This is a genomic window from Aliivibrio sp. S10_S31 (genome assembly GCF_014694495.1).
GTDB classification, from domain to species: Bacteria; Pseudomonadota; Gammaproteobacteria; order Enterobacterales; family Vibrionaceae; genus Aliivibrio; species Aliivibrio fischeri.
In genome coordinates this window covers 170228-189572 of record NZ_JAAUWR010000003.1, presented here as the reverse complement: position 1 = coordinate 189572, position 19345 = coordinate 170228, and the positions used below count along the sequence as shown (strand labels likewise).

The 19345-nt window shown below is 39.0% G+C and carries 13 protein-coding genes; 5 read left to right on the top strand and 8 right to left on the bottom strand.

Annotation, left to right across the window (positions count from 1 at the left end; genetic code table 11):
- Window positions 1-103: 103 nt before the first annotated feature.
- The 6 genes from ilvN to HC728_RS03795 all read right to left on the bottom strand — a co-directional run bounded on the left by ilvN (window position 104) and on the right by HC728_RS03795 (window position 9558).
- A complete protein-coding gene (ilvN, locus tag HC728_RS03820) occupies window positions 104-598 on the bottom strand; it encodes an acetolactate synthase small subunit (protein WP_190395129.1) in 495 nt (164 codons plus the stop codon).
- Window positions 598-2319: an acetolactate synthase 3 large subunit gene (locus HC728_RS03815; RefSeq protein ID WP_155663026.1), complete on the bottom strand. Its 1722-nt coding sequence runs from the start codon at window positions 2317-2319 to the stop codon at window positions 598-600. The genes ilvN and HC728_RS03815 overlap by 1 nt, the downstream gene beginning before the upstream one ends.
- Window positions 2320-2592: 273 nt before the next feature.
- Window positions 2593-4431, bottom strand: a complete 1839-nt coding sequence (locus HC728_RS03810) for a long-chain fatty acid--CoA ligase (protein ID WP_017020002.1) — start codon at window positions 4429-4431, stop codon at window positions 2593-2595.
- 246 nt (window positions 4432-4677) lie between these two features.
- Window positions 4678-5649, bottom strand: coding sequence for a transcriptional regulator LeuO (gene leuO, locus HC728_RS03805; protein ID WP_005421044.1), 972 nt, complete (start codon window positions 5647-5649; stop codon window positions 4678-4680).
- Window positions 5650-5974: 325 nt separating this feature from the next.
- Complete coding sequence (locus tag HC728_RS03800; protein WP_017020001.1) at window positions 5975-8392, bottom strand: bifunctional aspartate kinase/homoserine dehydrogenase II; 2418 nt, start codon at window positions 8390-8392, stop codon at window positions 5975-5977.
- Complete coding sequence (locus tag HC728_RS03795) at window positions 8392-9558, bottom strand: O-succinylhomoserine (thiol)-lyase (protein ID WP_012533250.1); 1167 nt, start codon at window positions 9556-9558, stop codon at window positions 8392-8394. Before HC728_RS03795 ends, HC728_RS03800 begins: the two co-directional genes overlap by 1 nt.
- A 346-nt stretch (window positions 9559-9904) precedes the next feature.
- Here HC728_RS03795 and metJ point away from each other — a divergent pair, with 346 nt between their 5' ends.
- The 4 genes from metJ (at window position 9905) to HC728_RS03775 (ending at window position 15021) form a co-directional block, all read left to right on the top strand.
- Window positions 9905-10225: a met regulon transcriptional regulator MetJ gene (gene metJ, locus HC728_RS03790; protein ID WP_005421050.1), complete on the top strand. Its 321-nt coding sequence runs from the start codon at window positions 9905-9907 to the stop codon at window positions 10223-10225.
- A gap of 119 nt (window positions 10226-10344) precedes the next feature.
- On the top strand, window positions 10345-12366 hold the full coding sequence (locus HC728_RS03785) for an alpha-amylase family glycosyl hydrolase (protein WP_065622791.1): 2022 nt from the start codon (window positions 10345-10347) through the stop codon (window positions 12364-12366).
- Between the two features lie 410 nt (window positions 12367-12776).
- A complete protein-coding gene (locus HC728_RS03780) occupies window positions 12777-14120 on the top strand; it encodes a carbohydrate porin (protein WP_012533801.1) in 1344 nt (447 codons plus the stop codon).
- Between the two features lie 73 nt (window positions 14121-14193).
- Entirely contained in the window at window positions 14194-15021 is an 828-nt protein-coding gene (locus HC728_RS03775; RefSeq protein WP_065604414.1) for a MalM family protein, read from the top strand.
- A 73-nt stretch (window positions 15022-15094) separates the two neighbouring features.
- Here the strand turns inward: HC728_RS03775 and HC728_RS03770 are convergent, their stop codons facing one another.
- Both HC728_RS03770 and rpmE read right to left on the bottom strand, forming a co-directional pair.
- The gene (locus HC728_RS03770) at window positions 15095-16342 is read right to left on the bottom strand and encodes a malic enzyme-like NAD(P)-binding protein (protein ID WP_012533332.1); all 1248 of its coding nucleotides are present in this window, start codon (window positions 16340-16342) and stop codon (window positions 15095-15097) included.
- A gap of 265 nt (window positions 16343-16607) precedes the next feature.
- Window positions 16608-16826, bottom strand: a complete 219-nt coding sequence (gene rpmE, locus HC728_RS03765; RefSeq protein WP_005421061.1) for a 50S ribosomal protein L31 — start codon at window positions 16824-16826, stop codon at window positions 16608-16610.
- Window positions 16827-17065: 239 nt separating this feature from the next.
- Here rpmE and priA point away from each other — a divergent pair, with 239 nt between their 5' ends.
- A complete protein-coding gene (gene priA, locus HC728_RS03760) occupies window positions 17066-19264 on the top strand; it encodes a primosomal protein N' (RefSeq protein WP_190395128.1) in 2199 nt (732 codons plus the stop codon).
- Window positions 19265-19345: the final 81 nt, after the last annotated feature.

Genomic DNA, 19345 nt, shown 5'->3' with positions numbered 1-19345 from the left:
ACGGTACGAAATTCTATATAATCATTTTGTATTACACAAGATAAAATAAAACCCTTCTGAAAAGGGCTTTATTTATAGGATGAAGGTTCTTAATTAAGTGTATTTATACTTTTAATGCCTTGTCTCCACGAGCAATACCAACCACACCGCTTCGAGCAACTTCTACCACATCTGTAATCTCTGATACCGCCGAAATAAACGCATCTAACTTTTCAGACGTACCTGCTAATTGAATGGTATAGAGCGAGCTGGTTACATCAACAATTTGGCCACGAAAAATATCAGCGGTACGCTTAACTTCCGCTCGAGCAAAGCCACTTGCTTTTACTTTTACCAGTAATAATTCACGCTCAACATAATCTGCTTCTGTCACTTCTTGAACTTTGATGACATCAATTAATTTATGAAGCTGTTTTTGAATTTGCTCCAACTCCATCGCATCACTGGCTGTTGTGATATTTAATCGCGATAATGTTTGATCTTCAGTTGGAGATACCGTTAAAGATTCAATGTTGTATCCACGCTGAGAAAATAAGCCAACAACACGTGATAAAGAACCCGGCTCATTCTCTAATAATAGTGAAATAATATGTCTCATTAGGTTCTCTCCGTTTTACTTAGCCACATTTTATCCATCGCTTCCCCTTTAATTTGCATTGGGTAAACGTGTTCTGTTTCATCAACATTAATATCCACAAACACAAGGCGATCTTTTAGAGAAAGCGCCTTTTCTAAACCTGATTCCAGCTCATCAGGATGATTAATACGAATTCCTACATGACCATACGCCTCAGCAATTGCGGCAAAATCAGGAACTGAACTCATATAAGAGTTTGAATGACGGCCTTGATAAATAATATCTTGCCACTGCTTCACCATTCCTAAGAAACGGTTATTCAAATTAATGATTTTTACAGGGATATCGTATTGCAATGCGGTGGATAGCTCCTGAATATTCATCTGAATACTGCCATCACCAGTAACACAAACCACCACTTCATCAGGATGTGTAAACTTAACCCCAAGAGCTGCTGGCAAACCAAAGCCCATAGTTCCTAGTCCACCAGAATTAATCCAGCGACGTGGTTTATTAAATGGATAATACAAAGCAGCAAACATCTGATGTTGTCCAACATCGGAAGCAACATAAGCATCACCATTGGTTAGTTTATGAAGCGTTTCGATAACCTGCTGTGGTTTAATGCGATCAGGAGAGGTTTCATAAGCCAAGCAATTACGCTCTTGCCAAACTCCAATTTCTTCCCACCATGTTGCTAAGGCTGCCTCATCATTTGTTCCTCCCTGCTCCACCAATAGCTTTAGCATAGAATCAAGAACGATCTCTGCAGAGCCAACAATTGGAACATCAACTCGAACATTCTTTGAAATCGACGATGGATCAATGTCGATATGCATGATCGTGGCATTCGGACAATATTTCTCTAAGTTATTGGTGGTTCTATCATCAAAACGAACCCCAACACCAAAAATAAGATCTGCGTTATGCATAGCCATATTAGCTTCATACTTACCATGCATACCTAACATGCCAAGTGCATTTTTATGAGTGCCAGGAAAAGCCCCCAATCCCATCAAGGTACTTACAACAGGTAAATTAAGAATCTCAGCTAATTTAAGAATTTGTTTTTCTGCAGAAGAAATTATCGCGCCACCACCAACATACAAAACAGGCTTCTTAGCCTCTAATAATGTTTTTAATCCTTTTTTAATCTGTCCTTTATGACCAGATGTTGTTGGATTATACGAACGCATCTTCATGGATTCAGGGTATTGATATGAAAACTTAATAGCAGGATTCATTACATCTTTAGGGATATCAATTACCACAGGGCCTGGACGGCCTGTAGAAGCAATATAAAAGGCTTTTTTAAGGGTTTCAGGGATATCTTCGGCTTTCTTAACTAAGAAGCTGTGTTTGACTACTGGTCGAGAGACACCAACCATGTCACATTCTTGAAAAGCATCGTTACCGATCATATTAGTAGGAACGTTGCCAGAAAGAACAACCATTGGTATTGAGTCCATATAAGCAGTAGCGATACCCGTAATGGTATTGGTTGCACCAGGACCAGAACACACAAGAACGACACCAGGCTTTCCTGTTGCTCTTGCATAGCCATCAGCCATATGCGTAGCTGCTTGCTCATGTCTTACAAGTACATGCTGAATCACATCACTTTTCATGTGCAACGCATCATATATATCCAACACAGAGCCACCAGGGTAGCCAAATATGTGCTCAACACCTTCATCAATCAGAGATTGTACGATCATCTCTGAACCAGATAACATTTCCATATTGTTCTCCAGACACTGAAAACCTTAAAACAGTCGACGTGAATTATCGCTAAATTAACGGTTTTACATAGTTAGGGCTTATTTTTAGCCTAAACTGAAATTAATTAGATTAAATTCCTATGTAGGTGGTAAATATAGGTAACAAAACCACCTTTTACGAAACAACTTTAACCTTTTATTAGCACTCAGGTCTAGGGGAAATTTTAACCAAATAAAAAAAGCCAACTCTTTCAAGTTGGCTTTTATTGATTAAATCGTATTTAGAGTTTGATATTACTTATCTTTCTTCTCTTTTTTTTCATCGTACATTTCTTCAATCTCGTCTTGATAACGCTCATTGATTACTTTACGACGCAGTTTTTGTGTTGGTGTCAACTCACCTTTATCCATAGAGAACTCTTTAGATAATAAAGTAAATTTCTTCACTTGCTCAAAACGAGCTAGCTCTTTTTGCAAATTAGCCACACGCTTTTCAAGCATTTCAACAATTTCACTGTGCTTCACAAGCTCCATGCGATCATGATAAGCAATGTTCAGCTCCTTTGCGTACTCTTCTAGAGCGTCATAACAAGGAACAATTAACGCAGATACGAATTTACGCGTATCAGCAATAACAGCAATCTGTTCAATAAAGTGGTCCTTACCAATCGCGCCTTCGATAACTTGAGGTGCAATGTATTTACCACCAGATGTTTTCATTAACTCTTTAATACGGTCAGTAATGTATAAGTTACCATCGGCATCAAACTCACCAGCATCACCGGTTTTTAAGAAACCATCTTCAGTGAAGTTACTCTCTGTTTCTTCAGGTTTATTGTAATAACCTTTCATGACCATTGGGCCACGAACTAGGATTTCGCTGTTTTCACCAATTTTAACTTCAGCACCTGGCATTAACGTACCGATTGAATCAGGGTGGAATTTACCATCCTCCCAGCATGAAATCGTAGCGGTTGTTTCTGTCATGCCATAACCTAGTTTCACATTCACGCCAAGAGCATGGAAGAAACGACCAATAGTCACATCCAGTTTAGCGCCACCACATGGCATAAAGTTAATATTACCACCTAAGATCATGCGAAGTTTTGATAGAACTAACTTATCTGCAACCTTATAAGACTGTTTCAATATCCATGATGGTTCTTTGCCTTCTTGTTGACAAGCTGACATCTTAGCGCCCATATTGACCGCCCAAGTAAACATCACTTTACGATGTGCAGGCGCACGAGATACCTTTTCATGAACCGTTGAGAAAATCTTCTCATAGAAGCGTGGAACCGCACACATAACAGTAGGCTTAACCTCTGTTAAGGCTTCCTTAATTAGATTTGTATTTGGTAGGTAGCAGTTAGTTGCTCCTTTGTACAAAACATAAAAAGTCCATGCACGTTCAAATACATGTGATAACGGTAAAAAACACAAAGAAACGTCTTGCTCTGTTAACGCTAAGCGAGTGTTATGTCCTTCTAATTGAGAAGCAATGTTTTCATAATCTAACATTACCCCTTTAGGCTCACCCGTGGTTCCTGATGTATAGATTAACGTTATAAGATCATCCATTTTTGCTTCATCAAGACGAGTTAATAGTTCGCTTTGATGTGCTTCATCAGCTTTTGCAATAAAGTCATTCCATGAAATACCCGCTTCATGATCGTTTAAATCGATATCATCACTTAAAGCAACAATATGAGTTAATTGCGGGCACTGTTCGAAAATAACAACAGCAGCGTTATATTGTGCTTGTTCACCAACAAACAAAATACGAATATCCGCATCGTTAATAATGTATGCGGCTTGCGTTGGCGTATTTGTTGGGTAAATAGGAACGGGTACTGAACGTAATTGCATTGAGGCAAAATCAGCAACAGTCCAACGAGGCATGTTATTAGAGAAAATTCCTACTTTTTCTTGTACTTTCAATCCATGGGCAAGTAAAGCTAATGATAGCTTATCCATTTGCTCACCAAATTCTCCCCACGTAATATCACTCCATGCAGAGCATTGTGTATCAATTAAAATACTGCATTGACGCTCACGCATTGCCGTGTCATTTGGCTTATTTGCGATATGTTGGCGGATCTCTTTTACAATATGTAGGTTTTGAATAGTCATCTCGTATCACCTTTAGGCTTACAGGTGTAAGCTATAATCTGCACAAAGTGTACAATTGGTGACAAAAAAGGCAACTGTTTCTCAGTATAAAATGTAAGTATTGTTGTGTGAAACCCATTTCAGAGAACCACAATTAACAACTTTATTATTAATAATCTACATTTTCGTTATATCGAATAATGTGTTTAAAAAAAAGGTTACGTAAAATACGCAACCTTTTTCCATTATCGTGTCTATTTTAAAGGCTTAAAACATCATGCCTTTGCTTGATGCAACCACTTCTTCACCACAAATAAGCATCAATTGATCTCTCATCCAAATATGACCTTTGTCTTTTTGGTAAGAGTCGTGCCAGCTTAAATAGCCACTAATACCTTTTGACTCGATTGGCAGTGGTAACACCATTAATTGATCACGATTTGGCATTGAGTTCACTAACCATTTTGGCGCAACAGTGATCAGTTCTGATTGAGAAACTACATACAAAATATTACTAATACTTGCGCCTTTATAAGCTTGTTCATATAAAGAATCTGTATATAAATGATCAGCAAAACCTTTTGTATTTTCAATACGAGCAGGTACCGCATGCTTTTCACTTGCTAATTGCTCTTTATTGATACCATTCTGTAGACGTGGATGATTAACAGAAGCTACCACAACCAATTCATCAGTAAATAGCTCTGTACTCATAAAACCAGGTTCGTCGAATCGAACGTAATCGATAACAAAATCCACTTCCTGATAACGCAGCTTTTGAGCAATGTTTGGCTCATGTTCACCAGAAAGCTTTAAGCTAATATGCGGCGCTTTATTTTGAATATCTTTCATGATGCGTGGTGCAAAACGAATATCTGATGGGCTACAAATAGATAGCTTAAATTGTCTCATCGATGTTTCAGGTGAGAATGTTGAGCTTGGTAATTCGTTTTTAACCAATTGAAGCGCCTGACGCATCGGTGCAAATAACTGACGAGCACGTTGTGTCGGTTGAATACCACGGCCATGACGAATAAATAATTCATCATTAAACATTAATTTTAAACGTGATACAGCATTACTTACTGCTGGCTGTGACATGCCTAAGTTTTGTGCTGCTCTTGTTATATTTTGTTCTTGCATTACCGCATCAAAAACAGTCAATAAGTTAAGATCAACACCACGTAATATTTGTTCTGTACGTGCAACAGAAGATAAAGAAGTTTCAGGCGTATTCATGTATTACTCTCTCAGCAATTAATCATTATCATAAAGAAAACGATTACATACATTTTATTTTTGTTATAGATATTGAACAGACGTATGTTAATCGAACTTCAATTATCATTACTGAATAGATTTACAAAATCCATAGCATGTTAATTATTTTAATTTTAATTTATGCTTAATTGTTTTTAAGTGCTACATAAGCTTTTTTATTCAAACAGTTAACTAAAAATATAAATTAATCTAAATATTGAAAATATGCGTATTTCAAGACAATGGGTACAAAAAAGCCATACAAGGTGTATGGCTTAATAAATATGCATAAGGTTAAATGATGTTAAAACAGCGAAGCAATACGATTTAAATCAGATTGAATCGCACCTGCAGTCACCTCTCGTCCAGCTCCTGGACCTCGAATCACCAGTGGATTATCTTTATACCATTTGCTCTCTATGGCAAAAATATTATCGCATGGTAATAGATTGGCTAATGCGTGATATTCAGGTAATGCCTCTATTCCAACCGTTGCGCTACCGTCTTTATTTAAACGAGCCACATAGCGTAATACTTTCTGTTCTTTCTTAGCTTTTGTTAGTCGTTCAAGCAATAATTCATTAATCACTTCACCTTGAGACAGAAAATCATCAAGGCTTGTTTCTAATAATTCACTAGGAACAAGTGATTCAACTTTTACCTGATTAGGTTCAATATGAAGTCCTGCTTCACGAGCAAGGATCACCAATTTGCGCATGACATCCGACCCATCAAGATCGTGTCTTGGATCCGGTTCAGTCAATCCTTGTTGCCAAGCTAAATCGACTAATTCAGTGAAAGGAACATCACCATTATATTGTTGAAACAGCCACGATAACGTACCAGAAAAAATACCCGATAATGCGATAATTTCATCACCACTTTCACGAAGATCTCTTACGGTATGATTAATAGGTAAACCAGCTCCAACCGTTGCATTATATAACCAGTGACGCGATGTTTTAGCAAAGGCATCAATTACCGCTTGATAATCAGCACTTGGCGCTGAGCCAGCAACTTTATTCGCTGAGATCAGATGCATTCCTTGTTCTGCAATTTTTGAATATCGATTAGCAAGATCAGCACTTGCCGTTACATCTAAAACAACAACATCATCATAACCTTGAACGGCACCGACTTTTTCAATCCAATCAAAATCCGTATAGTTTGTTGCTTCATCATCAAACTTAGCAACCACCTCAGTACTGTTTAACCCATCAAAATCAAGCCAACAACGTTCTCTATCGACAACACCAATGAGTGAAAACTGCATTCCATGACGCTTTTCAAGTTGACGTTTTTGTTGAGTAAATAGTGATAACCATTGAGAACCAATATTTCCATGTCCACACAGGATCAATCCCACTCGTTTTTGCGCTTGGAATAAGCTGTTATGAATGGCATTAATGATCGATGAGGTATCAACTTTACGTAAAATAGCGACAAGACTTAAGCCCGATTCTGATGCGTACACAAATTCAAGAGGGGAATTTTTCAGTTGATGATAAAAACCATGACTATGAATGGCATTCGCGGTAACACCCGCCCCAACAGCAGCAACCATTGAATAGCCTTCTTTTAGCTTAATTTCAGCATGTACCGCTGAGTTTTGTAGCACTTCTAACGCTTCATTCACGACTTCAGAAGTATAAGCGAGCAATAATGTAAACTGATCAGCTTGAGGCTCTAAGGCTAATGGCTGCAGTTGAGAACGAGTAAGTAAAGAAAGAACCTCTTGTTGAGCGCGTTCAAAATCTTGTCCACGACCAAAGCCAAGCTGGATCAAATAGACATCTTCTAATGACGTGACAATTTTTGCACCTCGTCCAGAAGCCAATACACGCTCAATTCGGGTTGAACCAGATTCAGGCTGATAACTGCAACGTAAACTCAAATCTAATGCACTTTGAGCTACAGGTTGTAATGTTCTACTGTGCAATACCGGCGCGGCTAAACGAGCTAACTCACTCGCTTCATCCAATCTTAATAATGGCAGTAAACACGCATCTTCAACTTTTCTAGGATCAGCACTAAACACACCAGCAACATCACTCCAGATAGTAACGCACGACGCCTCACCAAGGGCACCAATCATGGTTGCCGAATAATCAGAACCATTTCGACCAAGAAGTACGGTTTCTCCTTTTTGATTGCGAGCCATAAAACCAGTAATCACAATTCGTCCATGTGGATGCTGAGCTACCTGCTCTTTAAACAAAGGCCAAGACTGCACACGATCCACTTCAGGTTGCGCTGCTCGCTCTGCCCTTAGAAAGGTTCGAGAATCAAGAGGAGCTGCTTGTAAATCAATTTGATTTAAATACGCAGAAAGTAATCTTGAAGACCATACTTCACCATGACCTAATACATCAGCTTGCTGCACCTCTGTTAACGGTGCATGTAATTGCCCTATCGCAATCAATTCTTGATGTAAAACAGCCAATAAAGGTTCAGCATTCTCAGCAGACAGTAATTCAGTTATCAATTCCTGTTGGTATGTCCGCAAAGACTCTAATGTGTTATGAGCTAAACGCCCATCTTTAGAAAGGTTATCTATCCACTCTAAAATACGGTTTGTTGTATTACCTGCTGCAGAAACAACAATCAAATCATGTTCATTTGAATATTCTTTTAAGATGGTGGCAACTCGGCGGTAGCACTCAGGGTCAGCTAAGCTGCTACCACCAAATTTGTGTAATTGACGAGAACAAGGTTTTGTCATTATTTCACCTCTGCGGCAATCGTAAATGCTTGTTGAAGATCAGCGATAAGATCTCGGCTATCTTCTAATCCAACAGATAATCTCAATAATGTTGGAGCTAATCCGGCTTCTTCTTGAGCTTCATCAGACATCGCTCTATGTGTCATGGTTCCTGGATGCGCAATCAAACTTTCAACACCACCTAAAGACTCGGCTAAAGAGAAGTATTTCAATTCTTTAACGAATACTTTCAATTGCTCAAGTGAACCATTTAGTTCAAAACTGAGCATAGCACCAAAGCCTGCTTGTTGACGCTTTGCAATTTCATGACCGGGATGATCAGGTAAACTTGGGTGGTAAATCGTACCTACTAATGACTGTTCTTGAAGACATTTGAGAACTTCCATTGCATTTTCTTCATGCACACGCATACGTGCACCCAATGTTCGAATACCACGCAGTGTTAAGTAGCTATCAAATGCAGTACCAGTAGCTCCAATACAGTTCCCCCACCATGCAAGCTCATCCGCATGATCTTTTGTTTTAGCGATAAGTACACCGCCAACAACATCAGAATGTCCGTTAATATATTTAGTCGTAGAGTGAATAACAAAATCCGCCCCTAAAGAGAGAGGCTGCTGTAGTACAGGAGAAAGGAAAGTGTTGTCTACTGCGACTAACGCACCAACTTGAGCCGCTTTTTGGCAAATTTCAGCAATATCCACCACACGTACTAATGGATTTGAAGGGGTTTCAAGTAAGATTAATTTTGGCTTTTTAGCAATTGCAGCATCTAAAGCTTCAGTATTAGATTGGTCTACAAATAAAGTTTGAAAATCTCCTTTATTTGCACGGGTATTAAACAATCGATAAGTTCCTCCATAACAATCATGGGGAGCAACAATTAAATCGTCAGGACCAAGCAGTGCCGATACCATTAAATTAAGAGCGGATGTTCCACAGTTAGTTACTACTGCACCTGCACCACCTTCTAAATCTGAAAGAGTGGTTTCTAATTGAGTTCGAGTTGGATTTCCAGAACGAGCATAATCATACTTAGGCACATCCCCAAATTCTGGGAAACTATAGTTAGTTGATAAGTAGATAGGTGGCACAACAGCGTTATGTTGTGAGTCTGTTTCAATGCCGGTACGAACAGCAATAGTTGCAGGTTTTCTTTCGCTCATAATTTCCCTTCCAAACTGCGGTGCAGTAATGTAATACCAACGATATAAACTATCTAAACAGGCTTACAAGGGAATGTCTTTATCTTCATGTCTTAAATTTCATAATTACATAAAATTAATTACCGAAATTTATTTCTAATAATAGATAATTTTCCTTCGCAATTTCCCGCTCATATAATTAATATGACTGATATACGCTAATCCATAAGTATATAGTCTACTTTACCACCACAAAATGAGACGTCAACACTTCTAGACGTCTATATGTCTTTACTTTTAGCGGTAAATATCGCTAAAATCGCCTATTCTACTTATATACATCAATAATTCTGAACGAAGGTGAACAATGGCTGATTGGAATGGTGACTATTTAAGTCCTTATGCCGAACATGGTAAAAAAAGCGAACAAGTAAAAAAAATTACTGTTTCTATTCCAACAAAGGTACTTCAAATCCTTACTGACGAGCGTACTCGTCGCCAAGTAAGCAACCTACGTCATGCGACAAACAGTGAATTATTGTGTGAAGCATTCCTCCACGCATACACTGGCCAGCCTTTACCAACAGATGAAGATCTACGTAAAGATCGTCCAGATGATATTCCAGCTGAAGCAAAAGCATTAATGACGGCAATGGGGATCGAATTCGAAGCGTTTGACGAAGAGTAAATACGTTTTATTCCTCCTCCTTTTGTCTCCTCCTTCTTTTAATAAAATTAGGAGGATTACATTCCCTCTTGGCTAATAAATAATCACAGTGCCCTACTTATAAATATAAAGGACTTACTGTGAAAAAACAGATCGCAAAAACAACAATAGCCCTCGCTATTACCTCACTTTTGAGCGCATGTAGCTCAACATCTAATAATGACCTCTCTTCCTTAGCTTATCAGTGTGATCCGCAAATGACGGCACAAAGCGATAACTTACGAATTTACCAAATCATGGTCGAAAGCTTTGTCGATGGTGATAACACAATCGGACATGGCACTGGCTATGGCCCAAGTCATCATAATGGTGACTTACAAGGAATTATTGATTCATTAGATTACATTCAATCGCTTGGTATGAATGCCATTTGGATGACTCCTGTCTTTGAATCTGCCCCTCTAGATAATCAAGACCATTGGGCTGATAAACTCGATGCTACCGGATATTTTGCTACTGACTTTTTTAAAATAGATCCACGCTTTGGCACATTAGAAAAAGCCAAAGAACTGGTTGAAGAGGCTCACAAGCGTGGTATTTACGTATTATTTGATGGCGTATTTGGCCACCATAAAAAAGGACTGATTAAGCCATCGCCAACAGGGTTACTTCCAGCAGGAGAGCACAATCCTGTTAACTACCCTGAAAGCGAAGCTTTTTATAAAGAAGTCGCAACCTACTGGATTAAAGAATTAAAAATCGACGGCTGGCGATTAGACCAAGCCTACCAAGTGCCAACACAATCTTGGACGAACATTCGTAAAGCCGTTGACGCCGCATCAAAAGAAACCTTTTATACCAATAATAAAGGTGAACAAGTAAATCCACTCGGCTATATGGTTGCCGAGATCTGGAATAACGAAAACTACATAACTGAAACAGGTTATGGCAGCGAAAAAAATCCTGCTCTTTGCTCAGCTTTTGACTTTCCTCTGCGTTTTCGCATTGCTGAAACCTTTGCAGTTAATGAAAGTGGCGTAGGACATAAAGGAGGGGATTGGCTTAATCAAGGTATGCAAATGCACGAGCTTTACCCTCCTCATGCTGTACCGAATTTAATGCTAGGAAATCACGATGTTGTTCGCTTTGGTGACTTACTTCAACGTGGTGATATTGCTAATCCAAATGACAAAAACTATTGGACTCGACACAAAGCAGCCCTCTCTTTTCAAGCCGCTTATACAGGCCCAATAACCCTATACTATGGTGATGAAATTGGTGATCAAGTTGACGGTTTTTCCAAAAAAGAGAATAAAGATACCTGTGCCATTAAAGGGCTTTGTGATGATCACATAGCTCGATCATCTGCCAAAATTGATGGTCTTACCGCCAAGTTGACTCCAGAGCAAACGGATTTAAAAAATTACGTTACCGCATTAATGCAATTACGTATTAAGCACCCTGCTTTATCTAAAGGTAAAAGAGTTAATTTAGTAGCAAATAAAGAAGTCTATATCGATCATAAACAATCTGAAAATGATGCAATTGTTTATATGGTAAGTACTCAAGAGGCAGATCAAACGCTCTCCTTAGATGCAGAACAGCTTGGGTCAAAAGGTAACTTAATTGATCTCATCACCGAGCAGATTTTTACTCCAATGAATGGAATATACACCATCCCATTATCCAACTTTGAAAGTCGATTTTTAACAATAGAAGAGCCAAATAGTACAGGACCTATCACAGAGCAAAAAGAAATAGCGCTATATGGCAGTGGTTTTATGGCGCAATGCGATAACCCTACTATCACAGACACCAACGCCCCTTTACAAGATACCTTATATTTAATTGGCGATTTCTCTGACTCTCGTTGGAGCCATAAAGAAACCAGAGCGTATCAATATAAAGGAAACAACATTTATCAAGTGGTCATCAATGAAAAACGAGGCCCTTATAAAATGCAATATGCAACAAAAGACTGGGGCGCTCAATACACAGCCGAAGGACTATCACCCAAATTGGGACAATCAAATAAACTCATTACTGGTGGCTATGGCCAAGATACCGCCATCTATCTTCCTGAAGATGGTAACTACGTTTGGAGCTTAGAGTTCACTTCCCAAGGAGAGCCAAAATCAATGATGGTTTCTAAGTGTAAATAACCCCTCCTTTACCTTAAATTAATGAATAAAATATGAACTATTTCTAGCCAACAATGTCTATTGTTGGTTAGATCACATTTCTGATTATTTCTTAATTTCCCTCTTTTACGATTTTCTTCATTATTTCTAATTTCAAAATATCTTTCGACGTGAGCCTTATCTCATAAATATTTTCAATCACTCCTACTAAGTGTGATTATTATCAAAAGAAGACCTGCCATTCATTTTTCTCATCCTTAGTACTACGCCCTATCATCCTTAAAAAGAGGAGGAGGGCAAAATACCTATTTATTTTTAATCTGTGTCTCGTTCGATAACGACAGATGTTTACTTCACTTCCCTACACTGCCATGAGTTAAGTAAACGTTTTCAAATCAAAATATCCTGAAAAAAGGAAATAGGATTTTAAGATGAAAATGAATAAATACACATTGCTTGCCGCAGCTGTTTCTACAGCACTATTTTCTGGCGCTACACTTGCAGAAACCGATGTTGCACTGGATGTCATCGCAGGTGATGAAGCTGCACCAAAAGTTGAAAAAGTAAATGGAACTGATGTTATTTCAGATGGTTGGGAAGTTCACGGTTACGCGTCAATGAACTTCCGTATGGTTGATGGCGAAACAGTAGATACTGAATTTGGTAAGCCAGACTATAAAACAGCAGGTACTCACGGAAAAAGTACTAACCAAGTTGAATTCGTAATCAAAAAACATACTGAACATGCTAATGGTGTTTGGTCTGACTTTGTCGTTCGTTCTGAATACGGTAATGGTAACTCTTACGCTTACTCATCTCCTGGTAGCCAAAAAGCCAACACAACGGCACAATTTGAAATCAAAGAAACTTATGTTGAAATTGGTGGTTTATCTTACCTAGGTGAAGATACGTCTATCTGGGGTGGTCAACGTTACCTAAACCGTTCTGCAAGTGCACTATCGGGTGAATTCTGGAAACAATCATCAGGTGTTGGTGCAGGTATTCAAACTAAACTTGGTGGCAACACAGCAGGTTTTGCAATTGTTGCTGCAGATACAGACGGTGATATCAATAATGGTCCCGGTGCTGATGGTCGACAAACACTAACCTCACACGATTTATACTACTACGGTGTTGATGTTGGCTTTGGTAGCTTAGATTTTGATTTCAAATACATCACTCAAGCTAATGTTCAAGATGATGACGGTTTTGGCGCATCTATCACATTAAACTCTAGTTACTACGGCCTAGATGGTTGGTCACAAACAGCGATTGCTTACGGTAAAGGCGCAGCGCAAAACCGTGGTGTGAACTTTGGTAGCTGGTCAGGTGGCGATGACAATGCTGAATCTATCTTCTTCACTTCAGGCGGTGTGGTAAACATTTCTGAAAACTGGCAAATGGGTTCAGAAGTAACGTATTTTGCGGCATTAGATGAACTATTTGGTGCTAAAGACCTAAAACGTTACATCGTTGCAGCACGTCCATCATACAAAGTGAACGATAACCTTCGTCTTGAAGCGACAGGTTCTTACGCTCATGAAGAAGGTGCTGAAGGTTACTGGGGACGTACTGGCGATGATCTGAAGAGTGACATTATTAACGTTGAATTAGCGGCAGCATTTACAGTTAACGCTGACTATTTCGGTCGCCCACAAATCAAACCATACGTGAGCTACATTACCGCTGATGATGAAGCAAGTGCTAAACAAATTGGCATTAAAGATGGTAAGTCAGAAACAATTATCGGTGTACACACTGAAATCTGGTTCTAACTGAGTTAAAGTGAAAGGCGGCCAAATGGCTGCCTTTTTGCGTTTATTATCACCTTAATAATGGAGTATCGTGATGAACACGAAAAAATTGTTACTTAGCTTATTTATCGGTCTCTCTTTGACTGCGTGTTCTTCAACCGAAGCCGTACAACAACAGCCAATAGAACCGCTCGCAAATTCTCAAGTATGCTGTAATGACTTTTCTCAATATCCTTGGATACAGCTAGCGACAACGGAAGATATCGATTTCCAATTAGATAAAGATTCACCTATTGGTCATTTTTCTGATGGAAACAGCTATTTTAATGCCTTCAAATTCGCTGAACGTTCAGGAAAAGTACAACTTCGTCTCTCTAGTTTAATGATTAATGACTCAGTTGCAGCACCAAAACTCATTGCTCTCGATCATGAATTTAATGTGGTAAGTACAACAAGTTTAGACCAATTTGATGTCAAACCATCCGATGCATTTACTCGTACTCAGTTTCAATTAAATTTCCAACTTGATGCAGCTAAAACCCCTTATTTTATTATCTATTCTTCTAATGAGTATTTAGGTCAATCTATTAAGGTGAAGCACCCAGCAAGGATCAGAGCGGAAGAATTAGGTGAACCGATGCCAATAGTGACGGATCCGACTTATGCCTATGAGCGTTTTGGTAAACTAAAGCTATCGATAAAAACGCTTTCATTACAAGCGCATAAACAAACACCTCAACAATCTAAAGTAGCAATAAAATCGGCACAACCAGAAACGCACACTTTCTATAAAGAAGCCATTGTTGAAGCAGTAAAAACAAACGACATACCTAAAGCATTAGCACTACTAGAAGAAGCAAAAGCGTTGGGAATTAAAGATGCTCAAGATACATTTGTTCAAGCTTTAGAAAGTCAAAAATAATTTCTTACTTAAATAAAAAAAGGCTTCTAACTTAATTAGTTAGAAGCCTTTTCTACATAAAAGATAAAACGAATTACGCTTCCATGTATCCTTCAGGCATTTCTATACGAGCGACCCCTGAGTCAACAGCAGCTTGTGCTACCGCTTTAGCAACTCGTGGAAGTAGACGAGGATCCATTGGTTTTGGAATGATATAGTCAGAGCCAAATGTCAGTGATTCAACGCCAGCGGCTTTTAATACCTCAACGGGCACTTCTTCTTTAGCTAATTGACGAATGGCATCAACAGCAGCTAGCTTCATTTCATCATTAATTTCACTTGCACGCACATCTAGCGCACCACGGAAGATAAATGGGAAACAAAGTACGTTATTTACTTGGTTTGGATAATCAGAACGGCCTGTACCCATGATTAAGTCAGAACGAACTTCATGAGCCAATTCAGGTTTAATTTCAGGATCTGGATTTGAACATGCAAACACAACTGGTTTATCAGCCATTAGCTTCAGATCTTCTGCATCTAATAAATTTGGACCAGATACACCCAAGAATAAATCGGCACCTTCGATAACATCTTGCAATGTGCGCTTATCGGTATTGTTTGCAAAACGTTGTTTGTACTCATTAATGTCGTCACGGCGAGTATGAATCACACCTTTACGATCTAGCATGTAGATCTTCTCACGCATTGCGCCACACTTAATAAGTAGCTCCATACATGCAACAGCTGCTGCACCAGCACCTAAACATACAATGATCGCATCTTCTAACTTCTTACCTTGCAGCTCAATCGCATTTAGCATACCAGCAGCAGTTACGATCGCTGTACCATGTTGATCATCATGGAATACAGGTACATCACAAAGTTCAATAAGGCGACGTTCAATCTCAAAACAGTCTGGTGCTTTAATATCTTCTAAGTTAATACCACCAAATGTATCTGCAATATTAGCAACCGTATCAACAAACTCATCAATCGTACGGTGTTTTACTTCGATATCAATCGAGTCTAAGCCTGCAAAACGTTTAAAAAGAAGCGACTTACCTTCCATTACAGGTTTTGATGCAAGAGGACCTAAATTACCTAAACCAAGAATTGCCGTACCATTTGAAATAACCGCAACCATATTACCTTTTGATGTGTACTTATAAACATCATCAGGATTCTTTGCAATTTCACGTACAGGCTCAGCCACACCAGGGCTGTAAGCCAAAGCAAGGTCTTCTACTGTGTCAGCCGGTTTAGTCAATGCAACTTCAATTTTACCTGGAGTTGGGTAAGCGTGATAATCTAGAGCTTGCTTGCGAAATTCTTCAGACATGATGGTTTCCTGATTTAAAAGGTAACGTCAAAATAGTAAACCTCTATATTAGTTGATCTAGCTCAAACTTCATAGCCTTTGCTTACAGATCGTACCAACAAAAATGCCGACCTATCGTACAAATTTGAGTTAGTGATCATTCAACTAAATACAGAAAAAAGAAAAGACACAATAAGAATAATCGAATACAGAAATGAGAAAATCGTAAGTTTCAGATATAAAAAAAGGAGCCCTATTGGACTCCTCTTTTATCGGAAATTGGTAATTATTTCTTAGAACCAATTGCACCGAAACGTTTGTTGAAGCGATCAACACGGCCGCCTGTATCAACGATACGTTGCTTACCAGTGTAGAACGGGTGACATTTGTCACATACGTCTAGGTGGATTGAATCTTTGCCTAGTGCAGAGTTGAATTCGAACTCGTTGCCGCAAGAACAAGTAGCTTTAACAGCTGTGTATTCTGGGTGGATACCTACTTTCATGGGAAAACCTTAATAGTTTAGGCCGTGTCGCTATCCGATTCTAATGCCGGACACCACACGTAGTTTAACAAAAATAGTAAGCATAAATGGATTACACTTACTTAAGGTCGCGTATAGTAATGAATCTGGAGCGATCAATCAACTGATCTGTTACTTTTTTCACCGTTTTTTTTACCCATTTGCGATATTTCTATCTAAGGGTAGACTATTCTCATTCCAATTTCTTAATGATGTTAACCATGCCCTATTCAATCGCTCATGTTGCACTGCCAGTTCCACTTGATCGCACCTTTGATTATCTTATTAAATCAGAGCAAAAACCAGTGGTCGGTGGGCGAGTAAAAGTCCCTTTTGGGCGTCAGCGTTTAATTGGTGTGGTAACAAAACTCAGCAATGAATCTGAGTTTGCTCGTGAAAAATTAAAAGCCATTAATGCGGTGCTTGATGAGCAAAGTTTATGGCCAACTAATCTATACAAATTATTAAATTGGAGTAGCACGTATTATCAGTATCCATTAGGGGATACGTTGGCAAATGCGATGCCGTCATGGTTAAGAAAAGGAAGAGAAGCCAATTTTGCTTCGCTAAAAGCTTGGCAAATTACCGAGCTTGGTAAAAATCAAGATTTAAATAAGCTAACACGAGCTCCAAAACAAGCCAAAGCACTCAATTTAGTAAGACATCAACAATGCAGTCATGAGCAAATGCTTGAAGAAGTGACTGCTGCCACACTAAAAGCGATTTCAGATAAAGGTTGGATTGAAGAGATATCCCTTGCTCCGACACCAAGCTACTGGTATCGAGATGTTGAAGTCACTCAAGAGAAACCTCAACTCAATGAAGAGCAATCTATCGCTATTGCTACGGTCAATGCAAATCATGAATTTGGTTGTTATCTGTTGGAAGGGGTTACGGGTTCAGGAAAAACTGAAGTCTATTTACAGCTTCTAGAACCGATTTTAAAAGCTGGACGACAAGCGCTTATCTTGGTTCCTGAAATTGGTTTAACTCCACAAACCATTAATCGTTTTAAGCGTCGCTTTAATGTACCTGTTGATGTTATTCATTCAGGACTTAATGACACTGAGCGTTTAAATGCATGGTTAGCAGCAAGGGATAATCACGCCGGTATCATCATTGGTACTCGTTCGGCTCTGTTTACGCCTTTTCATGATTTAGGGATCATCATTGTTGATGAAGAACATGATGCCTCTTATAAGCAACAAGACAGCATGAGATATCATGCGCGCGATTTAGCCGTGATGAGAGCCAACTTAGATAACATCCCTATTATTCTGGGTTCAGCAACCCCTGCGTTAGAAACATTACACAATGCGAATGTTGGAAAATATCATCACCTAACACTAACCAAACGCGCAGGTACTGCCATTCCTGCTCGCCATGGTGTTCTTGATGTAAAAGGCTTATATCTTAACAGCGGCCTATCTGCCCCTTTAATTGCTCAAATGAGAAAACACTTATCTGAGGGCAATCAGGTCATGCTGTTTTTAAACCGCAGAGGCTTTTCACCTGCATTAATGTGTCATGAATGCGGTTGGATGGCTGAATGTAAACGTTGCGATGCTTTCTATACTTTCCATCAACACTCAAATGAAATTCGTTGTCACCACTGTGGTTCACAACAGCCCATTATTCATCAATGTCAAGGGTGCGGATCGACACAATTAATTTCTGTCGGTGTAGGTACAGAACAACTAGAAACACAATTAACCAATCTATTTCCTGAGTACAAAACGGTACGTATTGATAGAGATAGCACTCGTCGTAAAGGTAGCTTAGAAGACTATTTAGAAGCGATTAAGAACAATGAATACCAAATTTTAATTGGTACTCAAATGCTAGCAAAAGGCCACCATTTTCCTAACGTTACTTTGGTTGGATTAATCGACGTAGACAGCTCTCTGTTTAGTAGTGATTTTCGAGCGCCTGAAAGATTAGCTCAATTATTTATTCAGGTTGCAGGGCGTGCAGGACGTGCAAGTAAACCAGGTGAAGTAATTTTGCAAACTCACCACCCTGAGCACTCACTACTACAAAGCTTATTACATCATGGTTATGGGCATTTTGCAGAGCACGCTTTAAAAGAACGTAAATTTGCTCAATTACCACCTTATACCCATTTATCTCTTTTTAGAGCAGAAGCAAATAATCACGAAAACGTGGAACAATTCTTACGACAAGTACGTGATATTTTAGAAAGCCACCCACAATTTCATGATGCAACACCAGTACTTGGGCCGATCCCCGCACCATTAGCCCGTCGTGCTGGTAAATACCGCTGGCAACTATTATTCCAAGCACCAAACCGCACGGTAATGCAATCAATGCTTCGTGGTGCAAAAACCGCCATCGAACTTTTACCTCTAGCAAAAAAAGTTCGATGGACTTTAGATATTGAGCCGCAAGATTTAAGTTAATGTCGGTTTTATCAACAATTTTCCTGTTGAAAAAGTGAAACAATCGGTCTTCATGTGAGAGAAATCACAATACAGATGTAA